Consider the following 18,340-nt stretch of genomic DNA (forward strand, 5'->3'; position numbering starts at 1 on the left):
GGGTTAGGGACGGTCGACGGCGTGCCGGCACGCCGGTTGGCGGTGTAACCCCTCACCCTCCCAGGCTATCGCCTGGGCCCCTCCCTCTCCCTATGGGAGAGGGTCAAAACCCCGCCGGCGTCCAGGCTCCCGCCACCAGCGCCAGCACCAGGATCGCCCCGGCCTGGGCGTTGGACTTGAAGAGCTTCAGCGCGCCGGTTCCGTCGTCCAGCCGCACGGCCACGGCCTGGCGCGACAGGTGCAGGGCGAAGACGCCCAGCAGCGGCAGGAACAGCGGTCCCAGGCCGCCGGCCCAGGCCGCGCAGAGGGCCAGCACGAAGGCCAGGGCGTAGAAGATCGCCACGCCCTGGCGGACCTTGGCCCCCAGGCGGCGGGTGGACGACTTCACCCCGGCCAGGGCGTCGTCCTCGATGTCCTGGATGGCGTAGATGGTGTCGTAGCCCAGGGTCCAGAAGATCCCCGAGGCATAGAGCAGGGCCGCCGACCAGCTCAGCGAATGGGTGGCGGCGGCGTAGCCGAGCAGGGCGCCCCAGTTGAAGGTCAGGCCCAGCCACGCCTGCGGCCACCAGGTGATCCGCTTCATGAACGGATAGCCGGCCACCAGCAGCAGCGAGGCCACGCCGAGTCCAATCGCCAGCCAGCCCAGGCAGATCAGGATCAGGAAACTGGTCAGGCTGCACCCCACGAGGAACAGCCAGGCCTGCTTGACGGTGATCAGGCCGGCCGGGATCGGGCGCAGGGCCGTGCGGGCCACCTGGGCGTCGAAGTCGCGGTCGACAATGTCGTTGAAGGCGCAGCCGGCCGCCCGCATCAGGGCCGCCCCGACGAAGAAGGCGATCAGCAGCCAGGGATTGGGCAGGTGGCCCTTCTCGGCGGCGGCCAGGGCGATGCCCTGCCAGCCGGGGAGCATCAGCAGCCAGATGCCGGCCGGGCGGTCGAACCGTCCCAGCTTCAGCCACGGCCGCAGGGGCTCGGGGGCGTAGCGGTCGACCCAGTTGGCGGCGGCGGCGTCGGGCAGGATAGCGGTCATGGCCCTGGATTAGACCGCCGGGCGCTCCGGGTCGAGGCGTGCGCGTTCAAGACCGGTGCGATGGCCTCGCCTAGATTTCCATAGATCGTTCCGATCCTGCGGAGAAAAACGATCAATTGGATTTATCGAGAGCCGCCTGGGACAGTGGCGCTACGAGATTGGCGAGGGCGAGATGAGCAAGACGATCATGACGACGACGGCCGGAGCGCCGATCGCCGATAACCAGAACAGCCTGTCGGCCGGCCCGCGCGGGCCCCTGCTGATGCAGGACTACCAGCTGATGGAAAAGCTGGCCCACCAGAACCGTGAGCGGGTGCCCGAGCGCGCCGTCCACGCCAAGGGCTCGGCCGCCTATGGCAGCCTGAAGATCACCCACGACATCAGCCGCTGGACCAAGGCCGCCGCCCTGCAACCGGGCGCGGAGAGCGAGGTGCTGTTGCGCTTTTCGACCGTGGCCGGCGAGCGCGGCGCGGCCGACGCCGAGCGCGACGTGCGCGGCTTCGCCCTCAAGGTCTATACCCAGCAGGGCAACTGGGACCTGGTCGGCAACAACACCCCGGTGTTCTTCCTGCGCGACCCGCTGAAGTTCCCCGACTTCATCCGCACCCAGAAGCGCCACCCGGTGTCGAACCTGCGCTCGCCGACGGCGATGTGGGACTTCTGGAGCCTGAGCCCCGAAAGCCTGCACCAGGTGACGACCCTGTTCTCGGACCGGGGCCTGCCGCAGAGCTATCGCCACGTCCACGGCTTTGGCAGCCACACCTACAGCTTCCTCAACGCCGCCAATGAGCGCGTCTGGGTCAAGTTCCACTTCAAGACCCAGCAGGGCATCAAGAACTGGACCAATGCCGAAGGTAACGCGGTCATCGCCAATGACCGCGAGAGCGCCCAACGCGACCTGTTCGAGTCGATCGAGAAGGGCGATTTCCCGCGCTGGACCTTCTACGTCCAGATCATGACCGAAGAGCAGGCCGCGACGTTCCGCTGGAACCCGTTCGACCTGACCAAGGTCTGGCCGCATGCGGACTATCCGCTGATCGAGGTCGGGGTGCTGGAGCTGAACCGCAATCCGGACAACTACCACGCCGAGGTGGAGCAGAGCTCGTTCTCGCCGTCCAACATCGTGCCGGGCATCGGCTTCTCGCCCGACAAGATGCTGCAGGCGCGGATCTTCGCCTATGCCGATGCGCATAGGTATCGGATCGGCACCCACTATGAGGCGCTGCCGGTGAACCGTCCGCGCTGCCCGGTGCACCACTACCACGCCGACGGCGCCATGCGGTTCGACAGCCCGCCGCGCACCGACGCTTGGTACGAGCCCAACAGCTTCGGCGGGCCGGTCGAGGATCCGTCGGTGGCCGAGCCGCCGCTGGCGATCCACGGCGACGCCGACCGCTACAGCCACCGCGACGGCAACGACGACTACACCCAGCCCGGCGACCTGTTCCGACTGATGAGCCCCGACCAGCAGCGCCAGCTGTTCGACAACATCGCCGCGGCCATGCACGGCGTGCCGGTCGAGATCCAGAAGCGCCAGCTGGTGCACTTCCATCGCGCCGATCCGGCCTACGGGGCCGGCGTCGCCTACCGCCTGGGGATCTCGACCGACGAGATCGCCATCGCCGCCGAATAGCCTGGAAAGGACTGTTCGGCGGTCCGAGGAGGACCGCCCACCCCCGCTCAGCCCGGCGGTCCTCCTCGACCCCCATTTTGGACTCCGAAGAAAGGAGCACGACCATGACCCGTTTCGACCGTATCCGTGACCGCGCCGTCGGCTGGAGCCTGCTGGCCCTGGGCCTCGCCGCCGGCGTCGTCGTTCCACACCCGGCGACCACGGCCTTGTGGTCGGCCTCGGCCCGAGCGTTTCGCCGGGCGGGCGACGAGGCGATGGTCGCGCGCCTGCTGTCGGCCACGAAGTTCGGGCCGCGGATCAGGCGAGGGCTCGCCCAGCCGGCGGCGGGGACGCTGTATTACGGACGGGCGGGGTTGGCGTGATCCGGTCCTTCTCCCCTTGCGGGAGAAGGTGGCGGCCGAAGGCCGTCGGATGAGGGGTCTCTCAGAATTCCGACGCCGCACCCGGCTGTTCCGCCTTCACAACGGACAGGTTTGTGCGACCCCTCACCCGACCCGCTTCGCGGGCCACCCTCTCCCGCAAGGGGAGAGGGATCAAAAACGGGGGTGAAAATCCCTCGGGCTCCACCCGAAATCCCTGACCGCATCGGCCGCGTCGAACACCAGGTCCTGGCTCATCCGCGCGCCCATGGCCGCCGTCGCGCCGGGGAAGAACGGCCGGGCCAGGGTCAGCAACAGCGAAAACAGCCACGGCGGCAGCGGCGCGATCAGCGGCGTGCGGCCCAGGCCCTCGTAGATCCGGCGGACCATGTCGCGATAGGCCAGGGTCTCGCCGCCGACCAGGGCGTAGGCGCGATTGCTCGCCGCCGGTGCGGTGGCGGCCGCGATGGCCCCGGCGGCCAGGTCGTCGGCGTGGACCGGCTGGCGCAGGCCCTCGCCCGTTCCCGATAGCGGCAGCACCTTGAAGCGGCGGATCAGGCCGGCCAGGCGGCTGACATTGCCGTCGCGGCCCTCGGCATAGATCAGGGTCGGGCGCAGGATGGTCCAGGCGATCCCGTGTTCGGCGCCGAAGGCTTCGACGGCGTTTTCCGCGTCGGCCAGGGCCTTGGCGACGGCGCGCTCGGAGGCCTCGGGCGAGGCCTCCTTGGTGAAGCGGCTGGTCGAGGAGAAGGCCACGAGACGGGTCATGCCCCGGGCCTTCAGGGCCGGCAGGGCGTCCGGCAGCAGCCAGATCGGCGACAGCGCGAAGACGGTGGCGGCGCCCGGCAGCTGCTCGGCCAGGTCGTCGCCGCGCAGGTCGGCGTCGATCCAGCAGGCGTCTCCTCCGGGAGGACGTCGCGACAGCCCCATGGGCTCGTGGCCGGCGGCCTGCAGCCGCGCCATCAGGAAGGTCCCGATCAGGCTGGTGGCGCCCAGCACCAGGATCGGCGTCTTCAGGGTGTTTTCCGCGCTCATCCTCCTTCTATAGTCGCGCTACGGGAGGTTCGCCCATGCCCATGACCTATGAAGAGGTTCGCGCCTTCGCCTTTTCCTTGGCGCTGGTCGCGGACGGGACGTCCTATGGCTATGCCTGCCTCAAGGCGAACGGCAAGTTCCTGACCCGGTTGAAGGAGGACGGCGACAGCCTGGTGCTGACCGGCGTGCCGTTCGACGAACGCGAGATGCTGATCGAGGCCGCGCCGGAGGTGTTCTATTTCACCGACCACTACCGCAACTACCCGATGGTGTTGGCCCGGCTGTCGGCGGTGGAGCCTGGCACGGTGAAGCGCATTCTCGAACGGCAGTGGCGCGCCAGCGTCCCGAAGAAGGTTTCCAAGGCCCATGACCAACAAGGCTGAGCGCGCCTGGCGCCTGGTCGCTGCGGCGATCGTCTGGTTCGGCGTCATGCTGCAATACGGCCTGATGGTTTCCCACAAGGATCCCCTGGCCCAGACCGTGAAGTTCTTCAGCTTCTTCACGATCCTCAGCAACATCCTGGTCGGGACGGCGCTGGCCGCGGCGGCCCTGGCGCCCGCGAGCCGGCTGGGGATCTGGGCGCGGCGGGCCGGAACGCGAGTGGCGGTGGGCGTCTATATCGGGGTGACGGCGCTGGTCTATCACGTGCTGCTGGCCGGACTGTGGGATCCCAAGGGCTGGCAGCTGGTCGCCGACACCCTGCTGCACACCGTGACGCCGCTGTTGTTCCTGGCCGACCTGCTTGTGCTGCCGCCGCGCGAGGCCGCGCGCTGGGGGCAGGCGTGGAAGGCCCTGGCCCTGCCGTTCGCCTTCGGCGTCTGGACCCTGGTCCACGGAGCGTTGTCGGGCTGGTATCCCTATCCATTCCTCAACGTCGCCAAGCGCGGCTATCCGTCCGTGCTGTTGACGATGGTGGTGATGGCCGCCGGCTTTTTCGCCCTCACTCTGGTCCTGACGGGCGTCCAACACCTGCAACTTCGGCTAGCGAAGCGAGGCTGAGCGCCTATATCCGCCTGAGCAGTTTTCAGGAGTATCCCATGTCGCAATCCTATCCCGGCATCCGTTCGGGCGACGTCGTCATGCCGTCCATCGGCCTGGGCACCTGGCAGCTGGAGAACGGTGCGGCCCAGGTGATGACCGAAAAGGCGCTGGAGGTCGGCTACCGCCACATCGACACCGCCCAGATCTACGGCAACGAGCAGGACGTCGGCGCGGCCCTGGCGGCCACCGGCGTGCCGCGCGGCGAGATCTTTGTCACCACCAAGGTCTGGGTCGACAAGTTCGCCGACGGCGACCTGCAGCGCTCGGTCGACGAGAGCCTGAAGAAGCTGCGCGTCGACCAGGTCGACCTGCTGCTGCTGCACTGGCCCAAGCCCAAGCCGGCCCTGGCCGAGACCATCGCGGCGCTGAACGCCGTGAAGGCCGACGGCCGCACCCGGGCCATCGGCCTGTCGAACTTCACCTCGACGCTGATGCAGGAGGCCGCCGCCCTGTCGGAGGCCCCGATCACCACCAACCAGGTCGAGTACCATCCCTATCTGTCGCAGAAGACCCTGCGGGCCACGGCCGACAAGCTCGGCGCCTCGCTGACCGCCTGGTCGCCCCTGGCCCAGGGCAAGGTCGCCGACGAGCCTGTCCTGAAGGCGATCGGCGCCAAGTACGGCAAGACGCCGGGCCAGGTGACCCTGCGCTGGCAGGTGCAGCAGGGCGTGGTCACCATCCCGCGGACCAAGAACCCGGCGCGGCTGGCCGAGAACTTCGCGATCTTCGATTTCGAACTGACGGATGAAGAGATGGCGCAGGTCTATGCGCTGGCGCGTCCGGACGGCCGCATCGGCGACTGGATCGACGCGGCGTACAAGTGGGATGCGGAATAACGTCCTTCTCCCCTTGCGGGAGAAGGTGTCGGCGATAGCCGACGGATGAGGGGTCTCTCAGATCTCGAACGCCGCGACGGGCCTAACGGCTGTCGCGGCGTTTTGCGTTGGTGCGACCCCTCACCCGACCCGCTTCGCGGGCCACCCTCTCCCGCAGGGGGAGAGGGACCAAAGAAAAAGGGGCCGTTTTCACGGCCCCTTCGATAAATAATCAGCGTTGATTATTTTTACAGGTCCAGCAGCAGGCGCTGCGGGTCTTCCAGGGCTTCCTTGACCTTCACGAGGAAGGTCACGGCGCCTTGGCCGTCGACCACGCGGTGGTCGTAGGACAGGGCCAGGTACATCATCGGGCGGATCTCGATCTTGCCGCCCACGACCATGGCGCGTTCCTTGATCGCGTGCATGCCGAGGATGCCCGACTGCGGCGCGTTGAGGATCGGGGTCGACATCAGCGAGCCGTAGATGCCGCCGTTGGTGATCGTGAAGGTGCCGCCCTGCATGTCCTCGATGGCCAGGCCGCCGCTGCGGGCCTTCTTGCCGAGGTCGCCGATGGCCTTTTCGATTTCGGCCAGGTTCAGCACGTCGGCGTCACGGACGACCGGAACCACCAGGCCCTTGTCGGTGCCGACGGCGACGCCGATGTCGTAGTGGTTCTTGTAGACGATGTCGGTGCCGTCGATCTCGGCGTTGACGTCCGGCACGGCCTTCAGGGCGGCGACGACGGCCTTGGTGAAGAAGGACATGAAGCCCAGCTTCACGCCGTGGCGCTTTTCGAAGACGTCCTTGTACTGGGCGCGCAGGGCCATCACCGCGCTCATGTCGACCTCGTTGAAGGTCGTCAGCATGGCGGCGTTGTTCTGGGCTTCCTTGAGGCGACGGGCGATCGTCTGACGCAGGCGCGTCATCTTCACGCGCTCTTCGCGCTCGTGGATCGGACGCGGCGCGGCCGGGGCGGCGGCCGGAGCCGGGGCCGAGGCGCGGGCTTCCAGGGCGGCCAGGGCGTCGCCCTTGGTCACGCGGCCGTCCTTGCCGGTGCCGGCGACCTTCGACAGGTCGAGGCCGGTCTCGGCGGCGATGCGGGCCGGGGCCGGGCTGACCGGAGCGGCGGTCGGAGCGGCCGGAGCAGCAGCAGCGACCGGAGCCGGGGCGGGCGCGGGAGCCGGAGCGGCGGCCTTCGGGGCAGGGGCGGCGGCGGGAGCGGCCGAGGCGGTCGCGCCTTCGGTCACCACGCCCAGGACCGTGCCCGGAACCACGGTGGCGCCTTCCTCGGCGCTGATGGCGGCGAGGACGCCGTCGGCCGGGGCCACGACTTCCAGGCTGACCTTGTCGGTTTCCAGCTCGACGAGCAGCTCGTCCTTCTTCACGGCCTCCCCGGCCTTCTTGGTCCAGCGGGCGACCGTCGCTTCGGTGACGGATTCGCCCAGGGCGGGGGTCATGATGTCGGCCATGGTTAGGTTCCGATGTCTCTTTTTGATCTGGCGGTCAGGGTCGGGTGCGAACTTAGACCGCCGCGCCTATCGAACAAGTCGAAGGGCGCGGCGGCTTGAAGGTTTGAGCTCTTAGGCGAAGGCTTCGGTGAGGAAGGCTTCGAGCTCCTTGAGGTGGCGGCTCATCAGGCCGGCGGCGGTCGAGGCGCTCGCCGGGCGGCCGACGTAGCGGGCGCGCTTGGCCTTGATGTCCATCTTGTCGAGGGTGAGCTCGATCCAGGGATCGACGAAGGTCCAGCCGCCCATGTTCTTCGGCTCTTCCTGGACCCACAGCAGGTCGGCGTTCTTGAAGCGGTTCAAGACGCCCATGACCGACTTCATCGGCCACGGATAGAACTGCTCCAGACGCAGGATGTAGACGTCGTCGCGGCCGTTCTTGGCGCGCTGGTCGATCAGGTCGAAGTAGACCTTGCCCGAGCACATGATGACGCGCTTGATCTGATCGTCGCTCTTCAGCGTGATCCCGCCGACGTCGCAGCCGGCTTCGGCGCCGTCCACCATCACGCGGTGGAAGGCGCTGCCCTCGGCGAAGTCGGCCAGGTTCGAGACGGCGCGCTTGTGGCGCAGCAGGCTCTTGGGCGACATCACGATCAGCGGCTTGCGGAACTCGCGGTGCATCTGCCGGCGCAGGGCGTGGAAGTAGTTGGCCGGGGTGGTGCAGTTGACCACCTGCATGTTGTCTTCCGCGCACGACTGCAGGAAGCGCTCGAGGCGGGCCGAGCTGTGCTCGGGGCCCTGGCCTTCGTAGCCGTGCGGCAGCAGCATCACGAGGCCGCTCATCCGCAGCCACTTGCGCTCGCCCGAGCTGATGAACTGGTCGATGACCACCTGGGCGCCGTTCACGAAGTCGCCGAACTGGCCTTCCCACAGGGTCAGGGTGTTCGGGTCGGCCAGCGAGAAGCCGTACTCGAAGCCCAGCACCGCCTCTTCCGACAGGGCCGAGTCGATGACCTCGTAGTGGGCCTGGCCCGGACGGACGTTGTTCAGCGGCGTGTAGTGCTCTTCGGTCTTCTGGTCGATGACGTCGGAGTGGCGCTGGGTGAACGTGCCGCGGACCGAGTCCTGGCCCGACAGGCGGACCGGGAAGCCTTCGTCGAGCAGGGTGGCGAAGGCCAGGTGCTCGCCGGCGCCCCAGTCGATGCCTTCACCCTTCTCGAACGCGTCGCGACGGTTCTCGATGGCGCGGCGCACGGTCTTGTGGGCGTCGATGCGCTCGGGGATCGTGGTGATCTGGCGGGCCAGTTCCTGCAGGCGGGTCAGGGCGACCTCGGTCTTGCCCTTGCGCTCTTCGTCGCCGGGCAGGGCCAGGCCCTTCCACTTGCCGTCCAGCCAGTCGGCCTTGTTGGCCTTGTAGCTCTTGCCGGCTTCGAACTCGCTGTCGAGGAAGGCCTCGAACTCGCTGACCCAGCCGTCGGACTCGCCCTGGGTGATCAGGTTCTCGGCGATCAGGCGGTTGGCGTAGAGCTCGCGGGTCGGCGGGTGACCCTTGATCTTCGCGTACATCAGCGGCGACGTCATGGTCGGATCGTCGCCTTCGTTGTGACCGAAGCGGCGATAGCAGACCATGTCGATGACCACGTCCTTGCCAAACTTCTGGCGGTACTCGGTCGCGACCTTGGAGGCGAAGACGACGGCTTCGGGATCGTCGCCGTTGACGTGGAAGATCGGGGCTTCGACCATCAGCGCCATGTCGCTCGGGTAGGGCGAGCTGCGCGAGTAGCGCGGGCTGGTCGTGAAGCCGATCTGGTTGTTGACGATGAAGTGGATGGTGCCGCCCGTGCGGTAGCCCTTCAGGCCCGACAGGGTGAAGCACTCGGCCACCACGCCCTGGCCGGCGAAGGCCGCGTCGCCGTGCAGCAGCAGCGGCAGCACGTGGCCGCGGCCGGCGTCCGGCTGTTCGCGCAGGGTGAAGGCCTGCTTGGCGCGGGCCTTGCCGATGACGACCGGGTTGACGATTTCCAGGTGCGACGGGTTGGCCGTCAGCGACAGGTGGACCTTGTTGTCGTCGAACTCACGGTCCGACGAAGCGCCCATGTGATACTTCACGTCGCCCGAACCCTCGACGTCCGAGGGCACCGACGAGCCGCCTTGGAATTCGTGGAAGATCACGTGATAGGGCTTGCCCATCACGGCGGCCAGCACGTTCAGGCGGCCGCGGTGCGGCATGCCCAGGACAATGTCCTTCACGCCCAGCGCGCCGCCGCGCTTGATGATCTGCTCCATGGCCGGGACCATGGCTTCGCCGCCGTCGAGGCCGAAGCGCTTGGTGCCGGGGAAGCGCTTGTGCAGGAACTTCTCGAAGCCCTCGGCCTCGATCAGCTTCTTGAGGATGGCGACCTTGCCCTCCTTCGAGAACACGATCTCCTTGTCGCGGCCCTCGATGCGCTCCTGCAGCCAGGCCTTCTCGTCGGGGTTCGAGATGTGCATGTACTGCACGCCGACGTTGTCGCAGTAGGTGCGGCGGACGATCGACAGGATCTCGCGGATCGAGGCGGTCTCGAGACCCAGCACGAAGTCGAGGAAGATCGGGCGGTCGTAGTCGGCTTCGGTGAAGCCGTAGGTGGCCGGGTCGAGCTCGGGCGCGGCCTTCGGCGGCTCAAGACCCAGCGGATCGAGGTTGGCGGCGAGGTGGCCGCGCATCCGGTAGGCCCGGATCATCATGATGGCGCGCAGGCTGTCCAGCGTGGCGGCGCGGACGGCTTCGGACGAGGCGCCCGGGGCCTTGGCCTCGACGGCCTTGGCGATCTTGGCTTCGACGGCGGGGGCGACGGTCGCCCACTGGCCGTCGAGGGCCGAAAGCCAGTCGGGACGAACGCTGGGGACCTTCTTGGGGGTCCAGGCCGGGTCCTGCGCGGCGCGCTTGACCTGGTCGGCCTGCTCGGCGAGCGAGGCGAAGAAGGCGTTCCACGAGGGCTCGACCGATCCGGGGTTCTCAGCCCACTGGGCGTAGAGGTCCTCTACGAAGGCGGCGTTCGCGCCGTAGAGGAAGGAGGTCTCGGTCAAGACCTGATTGATGATGCCTGCGTCGTCCGCCATCGTCTTCGCCTCGATGCTCGCCCGCCGAGGCCAACCGGCGGGATCACGAGCTCGTTTGAAACATGAAGCGCGACGACCGGTTGGCCGCTATCCATTTTCGGCCGCCACGCTTCGGATCCGTTTACGGGACCGGTGGTTAGACCGGTCCCGTAAATATAGTCTGTCAATCTCCCGTCGCCCGCGCCGGATGGCGAAGCCCAGGTGATTTTTTCGGATCGTCGACTGGCGGTCGCAAAAAACCTGGGCCCCGCACAGGGCGGGGTTTCGGTAGTGTCTTAGCCCTTGAGGACGTCGAGCAGGGTTTCACCCAGCTTCGCCGGCGACGGCGAGACGCGGATGCCCGCTTCTTCCATCGCCGCGATCTTGTCCTCGGCGCCGCCCTTGCCGCCCGAGATGATGGCGCCGGCGTGACCCATGTGACGGCCGGGAGGAGCCGTACGACCGGCGATGAAGCCGACCATGGGCTTCTTGCGGCCGCGCTTGGCTTCGTCCTTCAGGAACTGGGCCGCTTCTTCTTCGGCCGAGCCGCCGATCTCGCCGATCATGACGATCGACTTGGTGGCTTCGTCGGCCAGGAAGAGTTCGAGCACGTCGATGAACTCGGTGCCCTTGACCGGGTCGCCGCCGATGCCGACGGCGGTCGTCTGACCCAGACCGGCGTTGGTGGTCTGGAACACGGCTTCATAGGTCAGGGTGCCCGAACGCGACACGACGCCGACCGAGCCTTCCGAGAAGATGCCGCCCGGCATGATGCCGATCTTGCACTGGTTCGGGGTCAGGACGCCCGGGCAGTTCGGGCCGATCAGGCGCGAACGCGAACCCTTCAGGGCCTTCTTCACGCGCACCATGTCCAGCACCGGGATGCCTTCGGTGATGCAGATGATCAGCGGGATTTCGGCGTCGATGGCTTCCAGGATCGAGTCGGCCGCGAAGGGCGGCGGGACGTAGATCACCGAGGCGTCGGCGTTGGTGGCTTCCTTGGCTTCGCCGACCGTGTCGAACACGGGCAGGCCGATGTGGGTCTGGCCGCCCTTGCCGGGCGTGACGCCGCCGACCATCTTGGTGCCGTAGGCGATGGCTTGTTCGGAGTGGAACGTGCCCTGGGCGCCGGTGAAGCCCTGGGTGATGACCTTGGTTTCAGAACCGATGAGGATCGACATTTAGCGGGCGCCCTTCACAGCGGCGACGATCTTTTCGGCGCCGTCGGACAGATCGTTGGCGGCGATGACGTTCAGGCCGCTTTCCGAGATGATTTTCTTACCGAGTTCGACGTTGGTGCCTTCCAGGCGCACCACCAGCGGAACTTGCAGGCCGACTTCCTTCACGGCGGCGATGACGCCTTCCGCGATGATGTCGCAGCGCATGATGCCGCCGAAGATGTTGACCAGGATGCCCTTCACGGCCGGATCGGCGGTGATGATCTTGAAGGCCGCGGTGACCTTCTCCTTGTTGGCGCCGCCGCCGACATCGAGGAAGTTGGCCGGCTCGGCGCCGTACAGCTTGATGATGTCCATGGTGGCCATGGCGAGGCCCGCGCCGTTGACCATGCAGCCGATTTCGCCGTCGAGGGCGATATAGGCCAGGTCATACTTCGAGGCTTCGATTTCCTTGGGGTCTTCTTCGGTCTCGTCGCGCAGGGCGCGGATGTCCGGGTGACGGAACAGCGAGTTGCCGTCGAACGACAGCTTGGCGTCCAGGACGCGCAGGTGCTCGTCGGCCGTGACGATCAGCGGGTTGATCTCCAGCATGGCCATGTCCTTGGCCAGGAACGCCGTGTAGAGCTGCGTCAGCAGCACGGCGGCTTCCTTGGCCAGGCCGCCGGTCAGGCCCAGGGCCTTGGCCAGCGCGCGCTGGTGGGTCGGCCACACGCCGGTGGCGGGGTCGATCGAGAACGAGTGGATCTTTTCCGGGGTGGCGTGGGCCACGTCCTCGATGTCCATGCCGCCTTCGGTCGAGGCGACCACCGAAACCATCGAGGTTTCGCGGTCGACCAGCAGCGACAGGTAGAATTCCTTTTCGATCGCCGCGCCTTCTTCGATGTAGAGGCGGTTGACCTGCTTGCCCTTGGGGCCGGTCTGGTGGGTCACCAGCACGCGACCGAGCATTTCCTCGGCCGACGCCTTGACGTCCTCGACCGACTTGACGACGCGGACGCCGCCCTTGGCGTCGGGGGCCAGGCCCTCGAACTTGCCCTTGCCACGGCCACCGGCGTGGATCTGGCTCTTCACGACGAAGACCGGACCGCCCAGCTTCTCAGCGGCGGCGACGGCTTCGTCGACAGTGAACGCCGCGAAGCCACGCGGGACGGGGGCGCCGAACTCCGCGAGGACGGCTTTGGCTTGATGCTCGTGAATGTTCATGAGGGACCGGTCTTCCGCGACGGTTCTTGGAATGTGGCGGCGTTATAGGAGCGTGATTTCGCAGGCGCAACCGCATGGGGGCGATAAGGTGTCGCCTTCTGCTGATCGATTGTGTGAAAGAACGTCGGCGCCCGAGCGATAAGCCCGAGAGGCAGGAAAAACCTGCACTTTTTCCAAACCGCTCACAGGCCCCGGCGACGCTTTCGGCAAGCCGCCGTGCGACGAGCGGCGTTTTGCAGCGCACAAGACGGTGAAGGGGGCGATCGCGCCCCTGCCGTCGCAGGCTTTCGGGCGGAAGGCGCGGCTTCGGGCGGTGACGCCCGAACGCGTCGCAGGGGACAAATCTTGCCGCCTTCCAGGCCTCGTCCAACACCGTTCTTGCGGCTTTTCGGCGAGGATCGCTCCACTTGGGGGCGATTGTTGCGGCGATGAGCGCTTTCCCACCGCCGCCGGCCTGTCTCAGCGCTTCGGCGACACCGCCGCCGTCGCTCGGCGTTCCAGCTTGCCCCAGCCGACGCGGCCGCCGCGGGCGGCGGTCAGCACCGATTTGACGACCACGTAGTACATCAGCTGGCGATAGCCGAAGCGCTGCACCGGCAGGTAGGGCAGGTCGGCCCAGGGGGCGCGCTTTTCCAGGGCCATGCCCAGGGCGCCGGCCGACAGGTCGACCAGAATGAACACCGCCCAGTAGAGCAGGCCGCGCACCGTGTCGTCGGGCCGCCATTCCAGCGGGTGGGCGATGGCGCCGTAGAGGCCCGAGATCAGGCTCCAGACGACGGCCAGATCCACCAATGGCGCGGCCACCGCCAGCAGGATCTGGAACAGCCAGATCTGCGGCAGGGCCACGAAGCCCAGCACCGGCGTCTTGGGGTTGAACGTCGCCGAGCGGTGCTTCCACACGCACTGCAGGGTGCCGAACGACCAGCGGAAGCGCTGCTTGAGCAGGCCGGCCACGGTGTCGGGCGCCTCGGTATAGGCGCGGGCGGCCGGGTCGAAGGCCACCTTCCAGCCGGCGCGCTGGCAGGCGATCGTCAGGTCCTGATCCTCGGCCAGGGTGTCGGAGGGATAGCCGCCCAGGGCGTCGAGCACGCTCTTGCGCCAGGCCCCGACCGCGCCCGGCACCACGGTGACCGCGCCCAGCGCCGCCAGCGCCCGCCGCTCCAGGTTCTGGGCGGTGACGTATTCCAGGGCCTGCCAGCGGGTGACGATGTTGAGGCGGTTGCCGACGATGGCGTTGCCGGCCACCGCGCCGATCTTCGGGTCCTGGAACCAGCGCACCAGCCGGCCGATGGTCGAGGCGGGGAACAGGGTGTCGGCGTCCAGGGCGACGACGAACTCGCCCTTGGCCACGGCCAGGCCGCGGTTGACGGCCCGCGCCTTGCCGCCGTTCTCGAACGACAGCAGGGTCACGCGCGGGTCGCCGGCGAAGTGGTCGCGCACCTCCTGGGCCGTGCGGTCCTTGGAGCCGTCGTCGAGAACCAGCACCTCGATATTGGTCCAGTCCGACTCCAGGATCCGGGCGATCGAGGCGGCGATCACCTTCTCCTCGTTGAAGCAGGGGATCAGCACGCTGACCAGCGGCCCGGTCGCCGGATCCAGGTCGCGCGGCGTCCGCTCGGTCGCCTTGTGGACGAGGGCCAGGCAGGCCAGGAACACCAGCCGCGCGACACCGAGTGCGATGGCGGTGATGAAGAGCCCGGCCAGCAGGGCGTTCAGTCCCCGGAAGAAGCCGAAGCCCAGGCGGTCCAGGGCCAGGCCGACCGGGTCGCGCTCGCTCTTGGGCATCACCTGGTCGGGGGTCATGCCGGCCAGCTCGCCGACGGTGACCAGGCGATAGCCGCGGGCGCGGATGCCGTCGATCAGGCCGGGCAGGGCCTTGATGGTGTTTTCGCGATTACCGCCGGCGTCGTGCAGCAGAACCACCTGGCCGGGATTGGCGCCCGGATGGTCGAGGCGGTCGAGGGCGCGGTCGATGATCACCTGCGGCGGCGGCTTCTGCCAGTCGTCGGTGTCGATCCGCAGGCCGACGATCAGGTAGCCCAGGGTCTGGGCGATGACGAGCGGGTCCACCTCGCGCGTGGTCGAGGGCTCGGCGTCGCCGAAGAACGGCGGCCGGAACAGGCGCATCGAGCGGCCGGTGATCACCTCGAACAGGCGCTGGGTGGCGTTCAGCTCGACCTGGGTCTGGGGCAGGGGCGTCTCGCCGATGTTCGGGTGGGTCCAGGTGTGGCCGCCGACGTCGTGGCCCTCGCGCATCTCGCGTTCGACCAGATCGGGATGCTTCTGCATGTTCTGGCCGATGACGAAGAAGGTCGCCGGGGTGTTCTTGGCCTTCAGGATGTCGAGGATCTTCGGGGTCCAGCGCGGGTCGGGACCGTCGTCGAAGGTCAGGGCCACCAGGCCCGGCTTCTGGCCATAGCGCTCGATGACGTAGGAGCTGGGCAGGACGTCGTAGGTCTCGCCGGAGATCAGGCCGGTGTCGGGATCGAACTCCAGGCCGCGCTTGCCCGGCGTGGGCAGGGACGAGACGCGCAGCACCTCGCCGCCGCCGTCGAAGTCGACGCTCTGGCCGGCCGGGATGCGGGTCAGGCCCGCCGCAGTGCCCTTGCCATAGGGCTGACCCAGCACGCTCCACACGCCCGGATCCTCGCCGCCCATCCGCCACAGGCCATAGCCGCGCGGCCGGAACGGGTCGCTGGCCTTGACCTGGTTGAACAGGGTGGGCGCGTCCAGGAACCAGACCACGTGCCTGTCGCCATTGTCGGCCTCGTAGCCGTAGGTCGGGTTGAGGGCGTCGTCGTCCATGCGGATCTGGGCGCCGGCGTCCTGGGCGTTGCGGATCGCCTCGTGGAAGGTGGCCGCGTCGCCGTTGGCCGCCGTGCCGTCGGCCTTCAGCGTCCAGTCGTAGCCGTAGGCGCCCAGGGCCAGCACGGTGCGGGCCGGGTCGAGCTCGACGAAGCGCTTGTCAAGCTCGGTCTCGTACCAGTCCTGGCCGGCGTTAGGGCCGGGATCGCCTCCGCCGTAGTGCTGGTCGTAGGCCATCAGCACGATGGTGTCGGCCGACTGCTGCAGGCGCTTCAGCGGCCAGCCCTGGCCGTCGAACGGGGCGGTGACCCAGACCTCGCGGCCCGAGGCCTTGAAGGCCGCGCGGGCCTCGTCCAGCAGCAGCGGATAGTTGGCCAGGCCCTTGGGCGACAGGTTCTCCAGGTCGAAGATGTAACCGCCGAAGCCGCGGCGCTGGGCCAGGGCGGCCAGGTTGTCGATCAGGGCCTTGCGGGCGGCGGCATCGGCCAGCAGGGCGTCGGCCATCGGGCCGTCGAACTTGGCGTCGGCCGAGTTGTGGACCAGCGGCAGGACGGTGGGGTGGTTGGCGGCGGCGGCGATGCGGGCCGTGCCGATCGGATCGTCGTCGGCGACGATGTCGCCGCCGCGGCCCTTCAGCGCCACCCACTGCGGGGAGACGACGTCGAGGGACGCGATGTGCCGGCGCAGCGACTCGCGGCTGTCCTCGTCCCAGGGCACGTAGAAGCCGACGCTGAGCGGCTTGGCCGCGCCGATGGCGGCGGGGGTCTTGGGCGCGGGCAGGCGGCGCCAGATCGGCGGCTTGGCGGGCTTGAGGCGATGCACGGTCTCCTCGTGCAGGGCCGACAGCACGTGCGGGTCCTTCAGGGTCACCGCCGGCAGGCGCGGGGCGAAGGCCAGGGTCGCCAGGAAGCCGGCCACCACGGCCGCCACGGCCGACAGGGCGATCCCTGCCGTCAGGCTGAACCGCCGGCGCCGCTTGCCGGTGGGGTCGTGGAAGATGTGCCGATCGTCGCCGCTCATCGCGTCCGTCCCGTCCATGTCGCCAATAACACGGTTTCGGCGGCGCAATGATCCTGGATCATGTCCGAACGGTGGCGCTTGAACGTCCGTGAAGCGCCTGCGACCTTTTGGCTGTGATCGTCTCTTCCCCCAACCTTTCCTTCCGTCATTCCCGCCCTTGTGGCGGGAAGCCCTCTGTCAGCCGCAAGGGCAGGAGGAGCGGACTGCTGAGCAGTCCGCCGGCGCCTCACGTGCCAACGGAACCAGGGGTTCCCGCCACAAGGGCGGGAATGACGGGAGGGTAGGGGGCAGGCGGTGAACCTAGTCCACCCAGTCCTTCGCCAGCCGCTTGCTGGCCAGGAAGAACAGCACCGCCGCCAACAGGTAGAAGCCCATCCCGGTATAGATCGACCAGCGCAGCGACTCCGCGCCGAAGGTCGGCTTCAGCAGGTCGGAGACCAGGCCGAAATAGTAGATGCCGACGGCGATGCCCAAGAGGTTGTTGATCAGCAGGAACAGGGCCGAGGCCGTGGTGCGCATGGGCGCGGGGGCCAGGTGCTGGACGGCGGCGGTGATGGGGCCCAGCCACGCCAGGTTCAGGCCGGTGGGGATCAGGAAGATCACGAAGGCCGCCGCCAGCGCGCCCTGGCCGCCGAGCCCGCCGAGCCCGCCGAACAGCGCGCCGCTGTTCATGGCCAGCAGGAAGCAGGGCACCGAGATCAGGAAGGCCACGGCCGGGGTGATCGGGTAGCCGGCCTTGGACTTGGCCCCCAGCTTGTCGGCGACAGCCCCGCCCAGCCATATGCCCAGCAGGCCGCCGAACAGGGCGATGCCCGAATAGTACCAGGCCGTCTGCGACAGGGTCAGGCCCAGGCTGCGCATGAAGAAGCTGGGCAGCCAGGCGGCGACGCCGTAGCCGCAGACCGACGACGAGGCAGCCCCGAACGACAGCAGCCAGAACGACGGCTTGGCGGCCAGCAGCTTCACCACCTGGCCGAACGGCGGGGCCGGGACGGGCGGGGCCGGGACGGGCGGGGCCGGCGGCGCGCCCACGGCGCGGTCGGCCCCGCCGCGCGGCGGGTCCTTGACGATCAGGCGGAAGATCGGGGCCAGGATCACGCCCAGCACGCCCACGGCGACGAAGGCCGTGCGCCAGCCGTAGTGCACGGCCAGCAGGCCGCCCACCAGGGTGCCGGCCGCCGAGCCCAGCGGGATGCCGAAGGCGTAGGCGGCCAGGGCGCGGGCCCGCTGGGACTTGGGGAAGTAGTCGGAGATCAGCGAATAGGCCGGGGCGACGCCGCCGGCCTCGCCGATGCCCACGCCCATGCGGGCCATGAACAGTTGGCCAAAGCCGCCGACGAAGCCGCAGAGGGCGGTGAATCCGCTCCAGATCGTCAGCGCGGCGGTCATGATCCACACGCGGCTGAAGCGGTCGGCCAGCCAGGCGATCGGGATGGCCAGGGTGGTGTAGAGCAGGGCGAAGGCGAGCCCGCCCATCAGGCCGAACTGGCCGTCGGTCAGGCCGAACTCGTCCTTGATCGGCTTGGCCAGGATCCCGAGGATCTGCCGGTCGAGGAAGTTCAGGGTGTAGACGAGGATCAGCGTCGCCAGCACCACGTAGCGGTAGCTGGGCGCGGGCGCCTTCTGCTCATGACCGTCGTCCATCGCCCCGCCCCTTGGAATCATACGCCAGACAGAAAAACGGCGACGGCTCGTTGC

Annotated in this window: 13 protein-coding genes; 5 read left to right on the plus strand and 8 right to left on the minus strand. The window is 68.3% G+C overall.

The window, feature by feature from the left end; all coding sequences use genetic code 11:
• Positions 1-103 precede the first annotated feature (103 nt).
• The gene (ubiA, locus tag I4Q42_RS21625; protein ID WP_198578168.1) at positions 104-1,030 is read right to left on the minus strand and encodes a 4-hydroxybenzoate octaprenyltransferase; all 927 of its coding nucleotides are present in this window, start codon (positions 1,028-1,030) and stop codon (positions 104-106) included.
• Positions 1,031-1,202: 172 nt separating this feature from the next.
• Here ubiA and I4Q42_RS21630 point away from each other — a divergent pair, with 172 nt between their 5' ends.
• Entirely contained in the window at positions 1,203-2,663 is a 1,461-nt protein-coding gene (locus I4Q42_RS21630) for a catalase (RefSeq protein WP_198578169.1), read from the plus strand.
• 104 nt (positions 2,664-2,767) lie between these two features.
• On the plus strand, positions 2,768-3,025 hold the full coding sequence (locus I4Q42_RS21635) for a hypothetical protein (protein WP_198578170.1): 258 nt from the start codon (positions 2,768-2,770) through the stop codon (positions 3,023-3,025).
• A 171-nt stretch (positions 3,026-3,196) separates the two neighbouring features.
• Here the strand turns inward: I4Q42_RS21635 and I4Q42_RS21640 are convergent, their stop codons facing one another.
• Positions 3,197-4,057: an NAD-dependent epimerase/dehydratase family protein gene (locus I4Q42_RS21640; protein ID WP_198578171.1), complete on the minus strand. Its 861-nt coding sequence runs from the start codon at positions 4,055-4,057 to the stop codon at positions 3,197-3,199.
• A gap of 35 nt (positions 4,058-4,092) precedes the next feature.
• Between I4Q42_RS21640 and I4Q42_RS21645 the strand changes: the two genes are divergently transcribed.
• From I4Q42_RS21645 to I4Q42_RS21655, 3 genes are read left to right on the plus strand one after another with little or no spacing between them, the layout of a single operon-like run.
• Positions 4,093-4,440: an MmcQ/YjbR family DNA-binding protein gene (locus I4Q42_RS21645; RefSeq protein WP_198578172.1), complete on the plus strand. Its 348-nt coding sequence runs from the start codon at positions 4,093-4,095 to the stop codon at positions 4,438-4,440.
• A complete protein-coding gene (locus I4Q42_RS21650) occupies positions 4,424-5,056 on the plus strand; it encodes a Pr6Pr family membrane protein (RefSeq protein WP_198578173.1) in 633 nt (210 codons plus the stop codon). Before I4Q42_RS21645 ends, I4Q42_RS21650 begins: the two co-directional genes overlap by 17 nt.
• Positions 5,057-5,094: 38 nt before the next feature.
• On the plus strand, positions 5,095-5,934 hold the full coding sequence (locus I4Q42_RS21655; protein ID WP_198578174.1) for an aldo/keto reductase: 840 nt from the start codon (positions 5,095-5,097) through the stop codon (positions 5,932-5,934).
• Between the two features lie 227 nt (positions 5,935-6,161).
• Here the strand turns inward: I4Q42_RS21655 and odhB are convergent, their stop codons facing one another.
• From odhB to I4Q42_RS21685, 6 genes are all read right to left on the minus strand, one after another.
• On the minus strand, positions 6,162-7,382 hold the full coding sequence (gene odhB, locus I4Q42_RS21660; protein WP_198578175.1) for a 2-oxoglutarate dehydrogenase complex dihydrolipoyllysine-residue succinyltransferase: 1,221 nt from the start codon (positions 7,380-7,382) through the stop codon (positions 6,162-6,164).
• Between the two features lie 111 nt (positions 7,383-7,493).
• The gene (locus I4Q42_RS21665) at positions 7,494-10,457 is read right to left on the minus strand and encodes a 2-oxoglutarate dehydrogenase E1 component (protein ID WP_198578176.1); all 2,964 of its coding nucleotides are present in this window, start codon (positions 10,455-10,457) and stop codon (positions 7,494-7,496) included.
• Between the two features lie 275 nt (positions 10,458-10,732).
• Complete coding sequence (gene sucD / locus I4Q42_RS21670) at positions 10,733-11,617, minus strand: succinate--CoA ligase subunit alpha (RefSeq protein WP_198578177.1); 885 nt, start codon at positions 11,615-11,617, stop codon at positions 10,733-10,735.
• Entirely contained in the window at positions 11,618-12,817 is a 1,200-nt protein-coding gene (gene sucC, locus I4Q42_RS21675; RefSeq protein ID WP_198578178.1) for an ADP-forming succinate--CoA ligase subunit beta, read from the minus strand.
• Between the two features lie 459 nt (positions 12,818-13,276).
• Positions 13,277-16,642 carry a glycosyltransferase gene (locus I4Q42_RS21680; protein WP_198578179.1) on the minus strand — a complete coding sequence of 1,122 codons (3,366 nt, stop codon included), beginning with the start codon at positions 16,640-16,642 and terminating at the stop codon, positions 13,277-13,279.
• Positions 16,643-16,942: 300 nt separating this feature from the next.
• Positions 16,943-18,286, minus strand: a complete 1,344-nt coding sequence (locus I4Q42_RS21685) for a spinster family MFS transporter (RefSeq protein ID WP_198578180.1) — start codon at positions 18,284-18,286, stop codon at positions 16,943-16,945.
• Between the last annotated feature and the right edge of the window lie 54 nt (positions 18,287-18,340).

The sequence above is a fragment of the Caulobacter hibisci genome (assembly GCF_016135805.1).
In the GTDB taxonomy this organism is placed as follows: Bacteria; Pseudomonadota; Alphaproteobacteria; order Caulobacterales; family Caulobacteraceae; genus Caulobacter; species Caulobacter hibisci.